General features: G+C 73.9%; 15 protein-coding genes. 10 read left to right on the top strand and 5 right to left on the bottom strand.

Annotated elements, in window-relative coordinates:
• Window positions 1-37: 37 nt before the first annotated feature.
• Window positions 38-1918 carry a helix-turn-helix domain-containing protein gene (locus tag H505_RS0102685; RefSeq protein ID WP_245592412.1) on the bottom strand — a complete coding sequence of 627 codons (1881 nt, stop codon included), beginning with the start codon at window positions 1916-1918 and terminating at the stop codon, window positions 38-40.
• 11 nt (window positions 1919-1929) lie between these two features.
• A complete protein-coding gene (locus tag H505_RS0102680; RefSeq protein ID WP_026400730.1) occupies window positions 1930-2685 on the bottom strand; it encodes a 3-hydroxybutyrate dehydrogenase in 756 nt (251 codons plus the stop codon).
• Window positions 2686-2786: 101 nt separating this feature from the next.
• Here H505_RS0102680 and H505_RS0102675 point away from each other — a divergent pair, with 101 nt between their 5' ends.
• From H505_RS0102675 to H505_RS0102665, 3 genes are all read left to right on the top strand, one after another.
• The gene (locus tag H505_RS0102675; RefSeq protein ID WP_026400729.1) at window positions 2787-3728 is read left to right on the top strand and encodes an alpha/beta fold hydrolase; all 942 of its coding nucleotides are present in this window, start codon (window positions 2787-2789) and stop codon (window positions 3726-3728) included.
• A gap of 71 nt (window positions 3729-3799) precedes the next feature.
• Complete coding sequence (locus H505_RS0102670) at window positions 3800-4510, top strand: helix-turn-helix transcriptional regulator (RefSeq protein ID WP_026400728.1); 711 nt, start codon at window positions 3800-3802, stop codon at window positions 4508-4510.
• A 70-nt stretch (window positions 4511-4580) separates the two neighbouring features.
• Window positions 4581-4970 carry a VOC family protein gene (locus tag H505_RS0102665; RefSeq protein ID WP_034516191.1) on the top strand — a complete coding sequence of 130 codons (390 nt, stop codon included), beginning with the start codon at window positions 4581-4583 and terminating at the stop codon, window positions 4968-4970.
• A 67-nt stretch (window positions 4971-5037) separates the two neighbouring features.
• On the opposite strand, the gene aceE is transcribed toward H505_RS0102665, so the two are convergent.
• On the bottom strand, window positions 5038-7827 hold the full coding sequence (aceE, locus tag H505_RS0102660; RefSeq protein ID WP_026400726.1) for a pyruvate dehydrogenase (acetyl-transferring), homodimeric type: 2790 nt from the start codon (window positions 7825-7827) through the stop codon (window positions 5038-5040).
• Window positions 7828-8096: 269 nt separating this feature from the next.
• On the opposite strand from aceE, the gene H505_RS0102655 reads away from it, so the two are divergent.
• The 5 genes from H505_RS0102655 to H505_RS0102635 all read left to right on the top strand — a co-directional run bounded on the left by H505_RS0102655 (window position 8097) and on the right by H505_RS0102635 (window position 10649).
• Window positions 8097-8300, top strand: coding sequence for a DUF1918 domain-containing protein (locus H505_RS0102655; protein WP_026400725.1), 204 nt, complete (start codon window positions 8097-8099; stop codon window positions 8298-8300).
• Between the two features lie 66 nt (window positions 8301-8366).
• On the top strand, window positions 8367-8774 hold the full coding sequence (locus H505_RS0102650; protein ID WP_026400724.1) for a YjbQ family protein: 408 nt from the start codon (window positions 8367-8369) through the stop codon (window positions 8772-8774).
• A gap of 245 nt (window positions 8775-9019) precedes the next feature.
• A complete protein-coding gene (locus H505_RS0102645) occupies window positions 9020-9451 on the top strand; it encodes a DUF3052 domain-containing protein (RefSeq protein ID WP_026400723.1) in 432 nt (143 codons plus the stop codon).
• A gap of 341 nt (window positions 9452-9792) precedes the next feature.
• Window positions 9793-10251, top strand: coding sequence for a peroxiredoxin (locus H505_RS0102640; RefSeq protein ID WP_026400722.1), 459 nt, complete (start codon window positions 9793-9795; stop codon window positions 10249-10251).
• A 59-nt stretch (window positions 10252-10310) separates the two neighbouring features.
• Window positions 10311-10649 carry a hypothetical protein gene (locus H505_RS0102635; RefSeq protein WP_026400721.1) on the top strand — a complete coding sequence of 113 codons (339 nt, stop codon included), beginning with the start codon at window positions 10311-10313 and terminating at the stop codon, window positions 10647-10649.
• Window positions 10650-10883: 234 nt separating this feature from the next.
• On the opposite strand, the gene H505_RS0102630 is transcribed toward H505_RS0102635, so the two are convergent.
• Window positions 10884-11852 carry a phosphoribulokinase gene (locus tag H505_RS0102630; protein WP_026400720.1) on the bottom strand — a complete coding sequence of 323 codons (969 nt, stop codon included), beginning with the start codon at window positions 11850-11852 and terminating at the stop codon, window positions 10884-10886.
• Between the two features lie 159 nt (window positions 11853-12011).
• Here H505_RS0102630 and H505_RS0102625 point away from each other — a divergent pair, with 159 nt between their 5' ends.
• Both H505_RS0102625 and H505_RS39475 read left to right on the top strand, forming a co-directional pair.
• Complete coding sequence (locus H505_RS0102625; protein WP_026400719.1) at window positions 12012-12668, top strand: response regulator; 657 nt, start codon at window positions 12012-12014, stop codon at window positions 12666-12668.
• Complete coding sequence (locus H505_RS39475; protein WP_051300056.1) at window positions 12665-13882, top strand: sensor histidine kinase; 1218 nt, start codon at window positions 12665-12667, stop codon at window positions 13880-13882. Before H505_RS0102625 ends, H505_RS39475 begins: the two co-directional genes overlap by 4 nt.
• Here H505_RS39475 and H505_RS0102615 read toward each other — a convergent pair.
• The gene (locus H505_RS0102615) at window positions 13797-14975 is read right to left on the bottom strand and encodes a saccharopine dehydrogenase family protein (RefSeq protein WP_026400718.1); all 1179 of its coding nucleotides are present in this window, start codon (window positions 14973-14975) and stop codon (window positions 13797-13799) included. The two genes, H505_RS39475 and H505_RS0102615, sit on opposite strands and share 86 nt — an antisense overlap.
• Window positions 14976-14988 lie beyond the last annotated feature (13 nt).

Here is a 14988-nt window from a genome sequence, read left to right as displayed (position 1 = left end):
GCCGCCGCCCCTCAGGGGCGGCGGCCCGTTCGCGCGCCTACCGCAGGCGGTGCAGCCGCAGCGCGAGCTGCAGTTCCAGCGCCCGGTCCGGCGACTGCCAGTCCTCGCCGAGCAGCCGCCCGATCCGGTCCAGCCGCTGGCTGACCGTGTTCACGTGGATGTGCAGCTCCTGCGCCGTCCGCGCGAGCCCGCCGCCCGCCCCGAAGTACGCCTCGAGCGTCCGGACGAGCGCGGTCCCGCGCCGCTCGTCGTAGTCGATGACCGGCCCGAGCGACCCGGCGAGGAACCCCGGCACGTCCCGGTCGTCGCCGATCAGCAGCCCGATGAACCCCAGCTCCGACGCGCCCGCCCCGTCCCCGCGGCGGCCCAGCGCCACCAGCGCGTCCGCGCACCGCTGCGCCTCCCGGTGCGCCCCGGCGACCTCGCCCGGCCCCCGCACCGGGCCGGCCGCGCCGACCGTCGCCGGAGCCCCCAGCGACGCGCCCAGCTCCTTGGCGACCCGCCGCGCCGCGTCGCCCGGACGCTCGCCCGGCAGCAGCAGCACGACCTCCTCGCCGCGGGACGCGGCCAGCCCGTGCTCCACCGCCGCGAACGACGACGCCCAGAACTCCGCGCGCCGCCGGTGGTCGCGCGACTCGTACCGGGCCGACAGCACCACGTGCGGCGCCCCGAGGTCCACGTCGACGCGCCGCGCCCGCGCCGCCAGCGCCGCACCGTCCGTCCGCCGCTCCGACAGCAGGTCGTCGAGCAGCTCGCCGCGCACCCGCCCCTCCGCCTCGGTCACGCTGCGCTGGAACAGCAGCAGCAGCGCGGTGACGAGCGCGGCGCGCTCCAGGATCCGCTGGTCGGCGTCCGACACCTCGTCGGACGTGCGCAGCACCAGCGTCCCGAGCATCTCGTCCCCGCTCGAAACGGACGCGGTCCACAGGTCGCCCCGCCGCACCGTCCGTCCCTGCGCGCGCGCAGAGTGCGCGGACGCCGACACCCCGGCGAGCTCCTCGTCGCTCAACGGCGCCGACGCGGCCCCCGTCGTCGCGAGCCGCGCGCCGTCCGCGTCCAGGACGTGCAGGGTGCCGCCCAGAAGTTCGGTGACGATCGCGGCGACGTCCTCGACGCCGCCCCCGCGCACCACGACCGCCGTCATCCGGTCGTGCGCGCGCGCCGCCACCTCTACGGCCGCGCTGCGCGCCTTGACCTCCTCGTTGGCGGCGCTCAGCTCCTCCAGAGCCGTGCGGGTCTCCTCCAGCAGGCGCGCGTTGTCGATCGCGATCGCCGCGTGCGCCGCCAGCGACCCGAGCAGCGCGACCTCCTCCTGGTCGAACGGGCGCTCGCTGCGGTTCGCCGCCGTCAGCACGCCGATCACCCGGCTGCCCAGCTTCATCGGCACGCCCAGGATGGCGACCAGGCCCTCCTCGGAGACCGCCTCGTCGATGAACCCGCGGTGCTGGAACTGCGCGTCGACCAGGTAGTGGTCGCTGTTGTACGGCATCGCGGTCTGCGCGACCAGGCCGACCAGCCCGGTCCCCATCGGCAGCCGCAGCCGCCGGAACGCCGCCGACACCGACCCGTCCGTCACCCGCATGTACGTGTCGCCGCGCGCGTCGTCGTTCAGCGTCAGGTACGCGATGTCGGCGTTCAGCAGCCGCCGCGCCCGCCGGGTGATCGCCTCCAGCACCGCGTCCAGATCGCGCAGCCCGGCCAGATCGCCCGCCGTGTCGAACAGCGCCGCGAGCTCCGCCTCCCGCCGCGCGTGCCGCCGCATCACCGCCCGCACCCGCAGCGCCGCCAGCTTCGCCGCCTCCAGCTCGGCCAGCACGGCCGCCGGCGCCCCCTCCGCCCGCGCCTGCACCAGCGGTCCCTCGAACTCGACGGGGGACGCCTCGCGGGCGAGCAGTTCAAGGAAGACGCCGCACGACATACGGGACATTGTCAATGGGCCGTCCAGCCTCCGTCGAGGGTCAGCGACGCACCCGTGACCATGGCCGCCGCGTCGGAGCACAGGTAGGCGACCATTTCGGCCACCTCCTCGGGTTCCGCGAGCCTCTTCACGGCCGCCCTTTGCAGCATGACCCGCTCGACGACATCGTCCTCGGACATGCCGTGCGCGCGCGCCTGATCCGCGATCTGCCCCTCCACCAGTGGGGTCCGCACATAAGAAGGATTGACGCAGTTGGACGTCACCCCGTGCGCCGCGCCCTCCAGCGCGATCACCTTCGACAGCCCCTCGAGCCCGTGCTTGGCCGTCACGTACGCGGCCTTGAACGGCGACGCGCGCAGCCCGTGCACCGACGACACGTTCACGATCCGGCCCCAGCCGCGCTCGTACATCCCCGGCAGGGCGTCCCGCACCAGCCGGAACGGCGCCTCCACCATCAGCCGCAGGATCCGGGAGAACACCTCCGGCGGGAACTCGTGGAGCGGCGCCACATGCTGCACCCCCGCGTTGTTGACCAGGACGTCGAACCCGGCGCCCGCCCCGGCCACGTCCGGCCCCGCGAGATCCACCGCCAGCGCGGCGCCGCCGAACTCCCGCGCGGCCCGCTCCGCCGCCGTCCCGTCCAGGTCCGCCACGGTCACCCGCGCCCCCGCCGCCGCCAGCCGCCGGGCGCACGCCAGCCCGATCCCGCTCGCCCCGCCGGTGACCAGGGCCCGCCGCCCCGTCAGGTCCGGTGTCACGCTCGTCATGGGCAGAACCTACGCAGCCCGCCACCCGCGACCCATGTGGCCCGGGCACACAATCCCGGCCCGACCGGTGTGGGCCCCGCCGCGCCGTCTACGTTGGTCGGATGACCGAGATCGCGCACCGTTTCGTCGAGGGGAACGGCGGCCTGCGGATGCACGTCGCCGAGGCCGGCGAGGGCCCGCTCGTCCTGCTCCTGCACGGCTTCCCCGAGTGCTGGTACTCCTGGCGGCACCAGCTCACCGCGCTCGCCGCCGCGGGTTTCCGCGCCGTCGCCCCCGACCAGCGCGGCTACGCCCGGACGGGCGGCCCCGCCGACCCCTCCCAGTACACGATCATGCACCTGGCCGGGGACGCCGTCGGGCTCATCGACGCCCTGGGCGCCGAACGCGCGGTGGTCGTCGGGCACGACTGGGGCGCGCCCGTCGCGTGGGCCGTCGCCCAGATGCGCCCCGACAAGGTCCGCGGCGTCGTCGGGATGTCCGTCCCGCACCGCCCGCGCGGCTCCCGCCCGCCCGTCGCGACGATGCGCCGCTACTTCGGCGAAGGCTTCTACATGGTGCGGTTCCAGGAACCGGACGCCCCCGAGGCCGAACTCGACCGCGACCGCGCGGCCACGTTCCGCCGCATGTTCCACGCGATCTCCGGCGACGGCTCCGGCGCCCTCGTCGCCCCCGCGGGCGGCGGCGTCCTCGACGCCCTCCCCGAACCGGACGAGCTCCCGGCCTGGCTCACCGCGGACGACATCGACGCCTACGTCGCCGAGTACGCCGACAGCGGCTTCACCGGCCCGGTCAACTGGTACCGCAACCTCGACCGCAACTGGGAGCTCACCGCCGCCTGGCACCGCGCGCCCGTCACCCCGCCGGCCCTGTTCGTCGCCGGCGACCGCGACCCGGTCGCCGCGCCCGACGCCGTCGCGCGCCTCCGCGACTTCGTCCCGAACCTGCGCGGCACCGTCTCCCTGCCCGGCTGCGGCCACTGGACCCAGCAGGAGCGCCCCGACGAGGTGAACCGGGCCCTCCTCGACTTCCTCCGCGGCCTCTGACCCCCGGCCGGCGTCCCGGCGCGGGCCGGGACGCGGGCCGGGATGTCGGTGGCGGGGCGTACGGTCGCGGCGTGAACCGGACCGATCGCCTGTACGCACTGGTGGAGGAACTGCGGGCCCGCGCGCCCCGCCGGGTCAGCGCCCGCGAGCTGGCCGCGCGCTTCGAGGTCAGCACGCGGACGATCGAACGCGACATCGGCGCACTGCAGCAGGCCGGCGTCCCGATCTACGCCGACGTCGGACGGGGCGGCGGGTACACGCTCGACCCCGAGCGGACCCTCCCGCCGCTCAACTTCACGCCCGCCGAGGCCGTCGCCGTCGCGATCACCCTCGCCCGCGCCGACGGCTCCCCGTACGCCCGCGCGGCCCGCACCGCACTGCACAAGATCGTCTCTGCGATGCCGGCGAACGACGGCGCGTCCGCGCGGGAGCTGGCCGACCGGGTCCGGTTCCTGACGCCGCACGGCGCCGACGCGCCGACGTCCGTCCCGTCCGTGCTGGAGGAGGCCGTGTCGGCGCGCCGCGTCGTCCGCCTCGGGTACGTGAACGGGGCCGGGGAGACGAGCGAGCGCGACGTGGAGCCGGTCGCGTTCACCTGCGCGTCCCTGCGCTGGTACCTCATCGGCTGGTGCCGGCTGCGGGGGGAGGCCCGGATCTTCCGCATCGACCGGATCCGGCGCGCCGCCCTGCTGGAGGAGACCGCGCCGGAGCGCCGGTACGAGGACGTCATGATCAAGGACGTCCCCCTCGACTACGTCACCCACCGCCTCGAATTCGTCTGAAAACTCCGACAGGGGGATGTCGCCGGGGCGCTCGAAGCTGGGCGCGTCACCCGAACAGAGGAGGAAGACGATGGCGATTCCGGCGTTCAACACCGTCGCGTGGTTCCAGATCGGCACGGACGCCCCGGACGCGGCGCGCCGGTTCTACGGCGACATGTTCGGCTGGCGGTTCGACGCCGACCCCGGCTCGGCCTTCCCCGGCAGCGAGGGGTACGACCTGGTCCGCTACGCGGGCGCGGACGCGCCGAGCGGCGGGCTCTCGCACGAGCCCGGGGCGGGCGGGGCGCACGCGCTGTTCGTCGTCATGGTCGAGGACGTCGACGCGGCGTGCGCGCGTGCGGAGGAGTGCGGCGGGAAGGTGGCGGCGGCGACGGCCGCGACGGCGCGGGGCCTCCGCTTCGCCTACCTGGAGGACCCGTCCGGCAACCGGTTCGGCGTGTTCACGCCGCCGGCGCCCTGAGCACGCCGCCGGGCGGCGGCGGACGCGGCCCCCACCTCCGCGTTCGCGCGCCGCCCGCCCGGGCCGGCTAGCTCTCGCCGCCGGTGTTGCTCTCGGCGCTGCCGGCGCCGCCCGCGAACACGTCGCTGACCTCCGCGTTCAGCCGGTACTTCGCGATGGCCTGCGGGAGGGTCTCCGGCTTGACCTCGCCCTGCCGGACGAGCCGGGTGAGGACGGCCAGGACGATCGACGCCGCGTCCACGTGGAAGAACCGGCGGGCGGCGGCGCGGGTGTCGGAGAACCCGAAGCCGTCGGTGCCGAGCGACGTGTAGTCGCCGTTCACCCACGGGGCGATCTGGTCGGGGACGGCGCGGGCGAAGTCCGACACCGCGACGATCGGCCCCGCGACGCCGTCGAGGGTGCGGGTGACGTACGGGACGCGCTGCTCGCCCTCGGGGTTCAGCAGGTTGTGCTCGTCGCACTCGCGGGCCTCGCGGGCCAGCTCGTTCCACGAGGTCGCGGACCAGACGTCCGCGGCGACGCCCCAGTCCTCGGCGAGGAGCCGCTGCGCCTCCAGCGCCCACCGGCCGCCGACGCCGGACGCGAGGATCTGCGCGCGCGGCGGCTGCCCGTCGCCCGCGGCGGTCTCCGGCGCGGACCGGTACCGGTACAGGCCCTTGAGCAGCCCGGCGACGTCCAGGCCGTCGGGCTCGGCGGGCTGCTGGTAGGGCTCGTTGTAGACGGTGAGGTAGTAGAAGACGTCCTCGCCGTCCGGGTGCTCCTCGGACGTCCCGTACATGCGGCGCAGCGCGTCCTGCGTGATGTACGCCAGCTCGAACGACCAGGTCGGGTCGTAGTGGACGCACGCGGGGTTCGTCGCCGCGAGCAGCGGGGAGTGGCCGTCGGCGTGCTGGAGCCCCTCGCCGGTGAGGGTGGTGCGGCCGGCGGTGGCGCCGAGCAGGAACCCGCGGCCCATCTGGTCGCCGAGCGCCCACATCTGGTCGCCGGTCCGCTGGAACCCGAACATCGAGTAGAAGATGTAGACGGGGATCATGTGCTCGCCGTGCGTCGCGTAGGACGTGCCCGCGGCGATCGTCGAGGCCATCGACCCGGCCTCGCTGATGCCCTCGTGCAGCATCTGCCCGCTCTCGGACTCCTTGTACGACAGCAGCAGCTTCCGGTCCACCGCGTCGTAGGTCTGCCCGTGCGGCGAGTAGATCTTGGACGTCGGGAACAGCGAGTCCATGCCGAACGTGCGGTACTCGTCCGGGGCGATCGGGACGAACCGGGCGCCGATGTTCTCGTCCTTGATGAGGTCCTTGAGCAGCCGGACGAACGCCATCGTCGTCGCCACGTTCTGCTTGCCGGACCCCTTCTTCAGTTCGGCGTACACCGGGTCGCCGGGGAGCTTCAGCGGCTTGGCCCGCACGACGCGCTTCGGCAGGAACCCGCCGAGGGCCGCGCGGCGCTCGCGCATGTACTGGATCTCGTCGGAGTCCTCGCCCGGGTGGTAGTAGGGCGGCAGCGGCTGCTCGAGCGCGGAGTCCGGGATGTCCAGGTAGAGGCGGTCGCGGAACTCCTTCAGCTCGGCCTTGGTGAGCTTCTTCATCTGGTGCGTGGCGTTGCGCGCCTCGAAGTCGGAGCCGAGCGTCCAGCCCTTGATCGTGTGCGCCAGGATCACCGTCGGCTGGCCGACGTGCTCGCGGGCCGCCTTGAACGCCGCGTACACCTTCCGGTAGTCGTGCCCGCCGCGCGACAGCTTGCGCAGGTCGTCGTCCGTCAGGTCCTGGACGATCTTGCGCAGCCGGGGGTCGTCGCCGAAGAACTTCTCCCGGATGTACGAGCCCGACTCGACGCTGAACGTCTGGAACTGGCCGTCGGGCGTCGTGTTCATCTTGTTGACGAGCGCGCCGTCGACGTCCTGCGCGAGCAGCGGGTCCCAGTCGCGGCCCCAGATGACCTTGATGACGTTCCAGCCGGCGCCGCGGAAGAACGACTCGAGCTCCTGGATGATCTTGCCGTTGCCGCGTACCGGGCCGTCGAGCTGCTGGAGGTTGCAGTTGACGACGAACGTGAGGTTGTCGAGCTCCTCGCGGGCGGCCAGGCCGATCGCGCCGAGCGACTCGGGCTCGCCCATCTCGCCGTCGCCGAGGAACGCCCACACGTGCGAGCGCGACGTGTCCTTGATGCGGCGGTTGTAGAGGTAGCGGTTGAACCGGGCCTGGTACACCGCGTCGATCGCGGTGAGGCCCATGGACACCGTGGGGAACTCCCAGAAGTCCGGCATCAGCCGGGGGTGCGGGTAGGACGACAGCCCGCCGCCGGGGTGCGACTGCTCCTGCCGGAAGCCGTCCAGCTTCTCCTCGGGCAGCCGCCCCTCAAGGTAGGCGCGCGCGTAGATGCCGGGGGAGGCGTGACCCTGGAGGAACACCTGGTCGCCGGACTCGCCGTGGTCCTTGCCGCGGAAGAAGTGGTTGAAGCCCACCTCGTACAGCGACGCGGCCGACGCGTACGTGGCGATGTGCCCGCCGACGCCGATGTCGGGGCGGTTCGCGCGCGACACCATGATCGCGGCGTTCCACCGGATGTAGGCGCGGATGCGGCGCTCGACGTGCTCGTCGCCGGGGAACCAGGGCTCCAGCTCCGGCGGGATCGTGTTGATGAAGTCGGTGCTGCGCAGGCCCGGCACGCCGACCTGCAGCTCGCGGGCCCGCTCCAGGAGCCGCAGCATGACGTAGCGGGCCCGGCCCCGGCCCTCGGTCTTGATGACCGTGTCCAGCGATTCCAGCCACTCCCGGGTCTCGTCCGGGTTGATGTCGGGCAGCTGGCTCGGCAGGCCGTCGCTGATGATCGAGTAGCGTTGACGTCCGGAAGCCACGGGGTCCCCTCTGTGCTTACCGTCTGTGCTGGTGAGACCCCGGCCGGAGGCCGCCGGTCTCCGCACGACTGTTCGTCGCCTGCATTCGCGTCCATCGTCGCCGCTCACGACGGTTAACGCATCTCTACCGTCCGGTAACCGGCTGCCCGCGCGGCCGTGGCGCAGGCCGGATCGGCGACGCGTTTTTTTGCGCGTCCTCGTGAGATTGCCCGTCCGGGCGGGGAACGAACGTAGGAGGCCGGGAAAAGCGACCGTGACTTGGGGGAGACATGAACGGACGCATCGGAGACAAGCTGCACGTCCACGGCAAGATCGTCGGGATGCCGGAGCGGGCGGGCGAGATCATCGAAGTGCGCGGCGACGACGGCGGCCCGCCCTACCTCGTCCGCTTCGATGACGGGCACGAGACCCTCGTCTTCCCGGGGCCCGACGCCGTCATCGAGCGCCGCGAGGCGCACACGGCGTCCCGCTGAGGGGAACGGGAGCGACGGTGCGGGGCCGGACGGGTCCCGCGCCGCCGATGGGGTAGACCCGATGCCATGGAGAGCACCGTGATCCGGGTGTCCACCGGATCGAAGGAGGCCGTGCACGACATCACGGCGGAATGCCAGAGGTTCGCGGCCGACGCCGGCGGCGACGGGCTGCTGCACGTCTTCGTGCCGCACGCCACCGCCGGCGTCGCGCTCATCGAACTGGGGGCGGGCAGCGACGACGACCTGCTCGCCGCGCTCGGCGACCTGCTGCCCGCGGACGACCGGTGGCGCCACGCCCACGGGTCGCGCGGCCACGGCAGGTCGCACGTCATGCCCGGGCTCGTCCCGCCCTACGCGACCGTCCCGGTCCTGGCCGGGCGCCTCGCGCTCGGCACGTGGCAGTCGATCGCACTGGTGGACCTCAACGTCGACAACCCCGACCGCCAGGTCCGGTTGTCCTTCCTCAGGGGTTGACGGTTGTATCAAGAAACGGGCTCGAACCACACCCTCGGTGGCCGCATCGTGACGGCCGATTCCGGCATCGGCCCAATGAGGGCGCCAAATGCCGTGAAGACACTTGCGCTAGGGGCCCACCCTTGTGTGGACTGTCCCGCAAACACCGCACAGGTGCGGACGGGCCGCCCGCTCCGGGGGGCCGTACAGGAGATGTGCACAGGTGCACGGAGCACCGTGCGGACGAACGACATGGGAGGACTTTCGTGAGCGCGACCGCGGGTCAGGCGCAGTCTGAGCGCAGCCTGGCCGAACGGCTCGGCCTGAAGGCGGGCCAGGTGGTGCAGGAGATCGGCTACGACGACGACGTGGACGAGGAGCTCCGCGACTCCGTCGAGGCCGTCACGGGGAACGAGCTGGTCGACGAGGACTACGACGACGTGGTCGACATCGTGCTGCTGTGGTGGCGCGAGGACGACGGCGACCTGTTCGAGGGCCTGACCGACGCGATGGTCCCCCTCACCAGCGGCGGCGACATCTGGCTGCTGACGCCCAAGGCGGGACGCGAGGGCCACGTGGAGCCCAGCGACATCGGCGAGGCGGCCACCACGGCCGGCCTGTCCCAGTCGCGCAGCCTCAGCGCCGGCAAGGAATGGTCGGGGACGAGGCTCGCCGCGCCCAAGGTCAAAGGGAAGTAGACGCGCGGGGGACGGGCGCACGCCGCCCGTCCCTCAGCCGTCCCGCCGGAAGCCGGGGCGCGCGCTACCGCTCTGCCCGGGTGCCTTACCGTAGAGTCGTTCACGACTCGCCGAAGGACCTCCGGACAAGACCTCAGCCCACATCCCGGCCGGAGCGGACGGGAAGCACTGCGATCGCGTCCGAAGGCAAGGCCGGGGGCGGAAAGCGAGCGGAGCGAGAACCTGGTCGCCCAGCGAGCCCCTGGGGCGAGTCGGAGCGATGCAGCAATCGCACGCAAGGCCCGATGAAGGAGGGCCCCAGGGCCCGACGCCGAGGGTCTTGCAAACAAACAGGAGTGGCTTTGGCGGTTGAGGTAGGCGACGGCGCCCCGGACTTCGAACTGAAGGACCAGCACGGGACGCCGGTGAAGCTGTCGGACTTCCGGGGACGCAAGAACGTCGTCCTGGTGTTCTACCCCCTGGCGTTCAGCGGCGTCTGCACCGGTGAGCTGTGCGAGATCAGGGACGAGCTGCCCACGCTGGGCGGGGACGACGTGCAGGTCCTGGCCGTGTCGGTGGACTCGATGTTCGCGCTGCGCGCCTGGGCCGACCAGGAGAAGTACCAGTTCCCGCTGCTCGCGGACTTCTGGCCGCACGGCGGGGTCGCACAGCGCTACGGGGTGTTCGACGAGGAGAAGGGCCTCGCCACGCGCGGGACCTTCATCATCGACACCGAGGGCGTCGTCCGGTGGAAGGTGGAGAACGCCATCCCGGACGCGCGCGACATCGACGAGTACCGCAAGGCGCTCGCCGGTCTCTGAGCGAACGGGCCGGTTCCGGACAGGTGGCCGGAACCGGCCCCCGCACCCCTGGAGGTGTGATGCCCTGCTTCAGCTGCGGGGCGCGGCAGACCGATCCCGTGCGGGGCGCGAGCCCGTGGCGGCGCGGGGTCCGGGCGGACCGCCAGGTCCTGGTCTGCCCCGGCTGCCAGTCCGTCCACGGCTGGGCGGACGGACTCGACCGCTGCACCGCGTGCGAGTCGGCCGCGCTGGTGTGCCGGCTGGGCGAGGTGGAGTGCCGCGACTGCGGCCACACCCGCGAGGCCGTCCGGGACGATCTCGTCCGCGCGGGCGCGCCCGGCGGGGCGGACGAGCGGGACCTGTCGGCGGAGGTCGCGGCCGCGCTGAGCCGGGTCCTCAGCCGGGGCCCGGCGGGCTGACCCGCACGGTCCCGTTCGGCACCGGAGCGGAGCACCGGCCGGACGTCCGGTTCCGGCCGCCCGCGGCCGCCTGCGCGAGGCGTGGACGCGAGCCCGTGGACCGGGCCGTGGATAGGCCGGGAGGGCGCCGTGCGCCCGCTGGGCGCCCTCCCGGCCGCCGCGCCGCGCGGCCCGGGGCACAGGTCCGAAGCCCCGGGGCCTCCCCGCGCGTCCGCGGAGCCCGAACTCTACGGTTCAGGCGGCTTGGCGGTGGTCCGCGTCGAGCAGGTGGTAGAGCAGGAGCAGCTGGGTGATCGCGAGCGGGTCGCTGGTGCCGGCGCCGCCGAGCCGGCCGAGGGCGTCCGGGTCGACGAGGCCGTCGCCGGCGCGGGCGCCGAGCCGCGCCCAGATGGCCTTCTTGACGACCTGCGACTCCTCGGGCGAGACGTACCCGTGCACGTGCAGGGCGTCCACGGGGCGGCCGTCGGTGTCGCGGTGCAGCCGCAGGTGCATGGCCGTCCCGGCGCCGGGTTCGGCGTCGAGGACGCCGGTCAGCTCGGGGTGGTCGATCGTCGGGCGCAGCAGCAGTTCGGCCGACAGCGGGGTGCCGGGCGGGTCGACGCGGCCCGCGACGGGCGCGAACCGGACGACGATGTCGGCGTGCTTGCGCTGGGGGCGGATGTAGGCGGCGCTCTCGGGCTCGCGGCGGTCCAGTTCGGCGCGAACCTGGTCGGGGGAGTAGCCGCGCTTCTCGCAGTCGCGCGCGATCTTCCAGGAGTGCCGCAGCGGTTCGGGCGGGTCGAGGTAGACGGTGATGTCGAAGCAGGCGCGGGCGAGGCGGGTGTGCAGGGGGAGCAGCCCCTCGACGATCACGAAGTCGCGCGGCTCGACCGGTTCCGGCCGGACGAGCCGTCCGGTGGAGTGGTCGTACACGGGCTTGAGGATCGGTTCGCCCATCGACAGGAGCTGCAGGTGCTGCTCCATGATGTCGATGTGGTTGCAGTCGGGGTGCAGCGCCGTGAAGGGTTTGCCGGCGCGCTCCTCGCGGTCGTAGCGGTGGTAGTCGTCCACGCAGACCGCGGTCATCCGGTCGGCCCCCAGGCACTGCACAAGCCCCCGCGTGAGAGTGGTCTTGCCCGCCGCGCTGTCCCCGGCGATGGCGAGCATGACGGGGCGGCGGCCCGAGCCGCGCGCCCGGAGCATATGCACGATCCGATGGGGCACCTCGCTCCTCCGTCCTGCGAAATTCAGTTTTCGCCATGAAGATTATGCTGGACGTCCCGTGGCCGCTTCCCCCAATCAGGGGAGAGCGCGGGTGAGACGCCGGAACGGGGCCGCCCCGGGGGCTACTGGCGAGTAGCTTCCGGTTGTTATCGTGCCGGGATGAGCGCCCCCGTACGCGTCGTCCTGGTCGACGACCACGAGATGATCCTGGCCGGATTGCAGGCGATGCTGGCCGGGTTCTCCGGCCGCGTGCGCGTCGTCGGGCAGGCCGGGACGGGCGCGGAGGCGACCCGGCTGGTCGCCGCGCTCCGCCCGGACGTCGTGCTGCTGGACGTCCGGCTCGGCCCGGAGAGCGGGCTCGACCTGTGCCGGCAGCTCACCGGCCGGGTCCCCGAGGTGCGCGTGGTGTTCCTGTCGGTGTACGACGACGAGCAGTACGTCTTCGAGGCGCTGCGCGCCGGGGCCGGCGGCTACCTGCTGAAACGGGTGGACGGGCCGGAGCTGGTGCGGCGGCTGGAGGAGGTCGCGCAGGGCGAGACCGTCGTCGACCCCACGCTCGCGGGGCGGATGGCGGTGACGGCGGCCCGGCTGACCCGCGGCGAGTTCTGGCCGGGCGCCGACCGGGGCCTCACCCAGCGCGAGAGCGAGGTGCTGTCGCTGCTGGTCGGCGGGCTGTCGAACAAGGCGATCGCGTCCCGGCTCGTGCTGAGCGAGGAGACGGTCAAGAGCCACCTGCGCGCGCTGTACCGCAAGCTGGAGGTGGCCGACCGGTCGGCGGCGATCGCGGTCGCGCTGCGCGAGGGCCTGTTCCGGTGACCGTCCCGGACACGCTGGCCGGGCGCGGCTCCGACCTGCTCGTCCGGATCGTCGAGGTCGCCTGCTCCGACCGCGGGCTTCCGCGACTGGCGGACGACCTCGCCGGGCTCGTCGTCCGGTCGGCGCGCGCGCTGACGTTCTGCGACGTCTACGTCCTGGACGACGACGGCCGCTTCCTGGAGTGCGCCGGACGCTCCGTCCCCCTGGGCGAAGGGGACGTCGGGCGGGCGGCGGCCCACGGACGGGCGCGCGCGCACGCGGACGGCAGGGGCGCGGCCGTCCCGATGCACAGCGGCGGCTCGGTCATCGCGGTGCTGGACGTCCGGTCCGCCGGGCCGGCCCCGCCGGAGGACGTCGCGCTGGTCGCGGCGCTCGCCGAGCTGTTCGCGCCCGTCCTGTGCTCGTGCCGCCGGCTGCGCGCGGCCCGCGAGCGCGAGCAGGCCGCCGAGCGGTTCGCGGAACGCGCCGTCGAGGCGCAGGAGGCCGAGCGGTCGCGGCTCAGCCGGGAGATCCACGACGGGATCGCGCAGCGGCTCGCGGGCCTCGGGTTCCACCTGTCGGCGGCCGAGCGGGCGCTGCCCGAGCACCATCCCGAGAGCCTCGCGCAGATCATGATGGCGCGGTCGCTGTGCGAGCTGGCGGCGGCCGAGACCCGCGCGGCGGTCGGGGGCCTGCGCCCGCCCGTCCTGGACGACCTGGGCCTGTCGGCGGCGCTCGCGACCCTCGCCCGCGAGGCGGGGGACGGCCCGGGGCCGTCCGGGCGCCCCCTCGACGTGACCGTCACCGTCGAGGGCGAACTGGAGGACGCGCTGCCCGACCACGTGCAGACGGCCCTGTACCGGATCGCGCAGGAGGCCGTCGGCAACAGCCTGCGGCACGCGTCCGCCTCCTGCGTCGACCTGCTGCTGGAGCACTTCGGCGACCGGGTGCGGCTGACGGTCGCCGACGACGGCGTCGGCTTCTCCATCCGGGACGTCTTCGCGCCGGGCCGCCGTCCCGACTCCTACGGGCTGCGCGGCATGACCGAGCGCGCCGAGCTGCTCGGCGGGCGGGTCACGGTGACGAGCCGGCCCGGGGGCGGCACGACGATCGAGGCCGTCGTCCCGGTCCCCGGCCGGGCCGGGCCCGCTACCGGGAGGTCAGCACCCGGAACTCAAGCCCCGCCCGGCCGAGCCGCGCCAGCAGCGCGTCCCCCATCGCGGCGGCCGTCGTGACCTGCCCGGACGTCTTCGGCAGCGCGTCGTGCGCGAGGCACAGCGCCGACTCGCCCAGCATCTTCGCCGTCTCCCCGTAGCCGGGGTCGCCGCCCCGGACCTCGGTGACGACGCGCCGCCCGCCGCCCTCGCCGACGAACTTCACGCTGAACCAGCTCCGGGCGCGGGTCTCCGCCGACGGCCCCTCCCCGGCGGGCTTGAGCTTCGTCAGCAGCCGCCGCGCCGGCGGCACCTGCGCGAGGACGGTCAGCGCCCCCGCCCCGGCGGCGAGCGCGGCGGCCGCCGGCAGCCGCTTCACCGCGAAGTAGTGGCCGTAGGTGAACTCGGGCCCGTACCGGTCGAGCGCGGCGGCCGAGCGGGCGACGATCTGCGGGTCGATCGTGGGCATCGGCAGCGGCCAGCCGTCCCCGATGCGGTTCCTCGGCGCCGGGCGCCGCGACACGCGCGCCGTCCGGCCGTCCGGACGTCCCTCGGCGGCGCGGCGCTCGCGCTCGGCCCGCGCCATCGCGGGCAGGTCGGCGAAGATCCCGAGGGCCGAGTGGATCGTGCCGCCGGACGCCTGCATGCGCGTCCGGACGAAGCCTTCGACGTGCAGCGGGACGCCCTCGGGGAGCTGCTTCACCGTGAAGTAGGCGCCGAGGTCGTGCGGGATCGAGTCGAAGCCGCACGCGTGGACGATCCGGGCGCCGGTGCGCACGGCCTCCGCGTGGTGCTTCACGTACATCCGGTCGACGAACGTCGGTTCGCCCGTGAGGTCGACGTAGTCCGTGCCGGCGCGCGCGCACGCCGCGACGAGCGGCTCGCCGTGCTTCAGGTACGGGCCGACGGTCGTGATGACGACGCGCGCCGAGCGGGCCAGCTCGTCGATCGAGCCCTGGTCGGACGAGTCGGCCCGCAGCAGCGGCAGCTCGGCGCAGGCGGGGTCGATCTCGGCGAGCCGGTCGCGCACCTTCTCGAGCTTGGCGGTGCTGCGTCCGGCGAGGGCCCAGCGCGTCCCCGGGTCGGCGTGGCCGGCGAGGTACTCGGCGGTCAGCCCGCCCGTGAACCCGGTGGCCCCGTACAGGACGATGTCGTACGGGCGGTCGGCGGTCATGGGTGCCCCTTTC

The sequence above is a fragment of the Actinomadura rifamycini DSM 43936 genome, from assembly GCF_000425065.1.
Taxonomy (GTDB): domain Bacteria; phylum Actinomycetota; class Actinomycetes; order Streptosporangiales; family Streptosporangiaceae; genus Spirillospora; species Spirillospora rifamycini.
The sequence above is the reverse complement of the archived record's forward strand: the minus strand, read 5'-3'. Positions and strand labels throughout refer to the sequence as shown.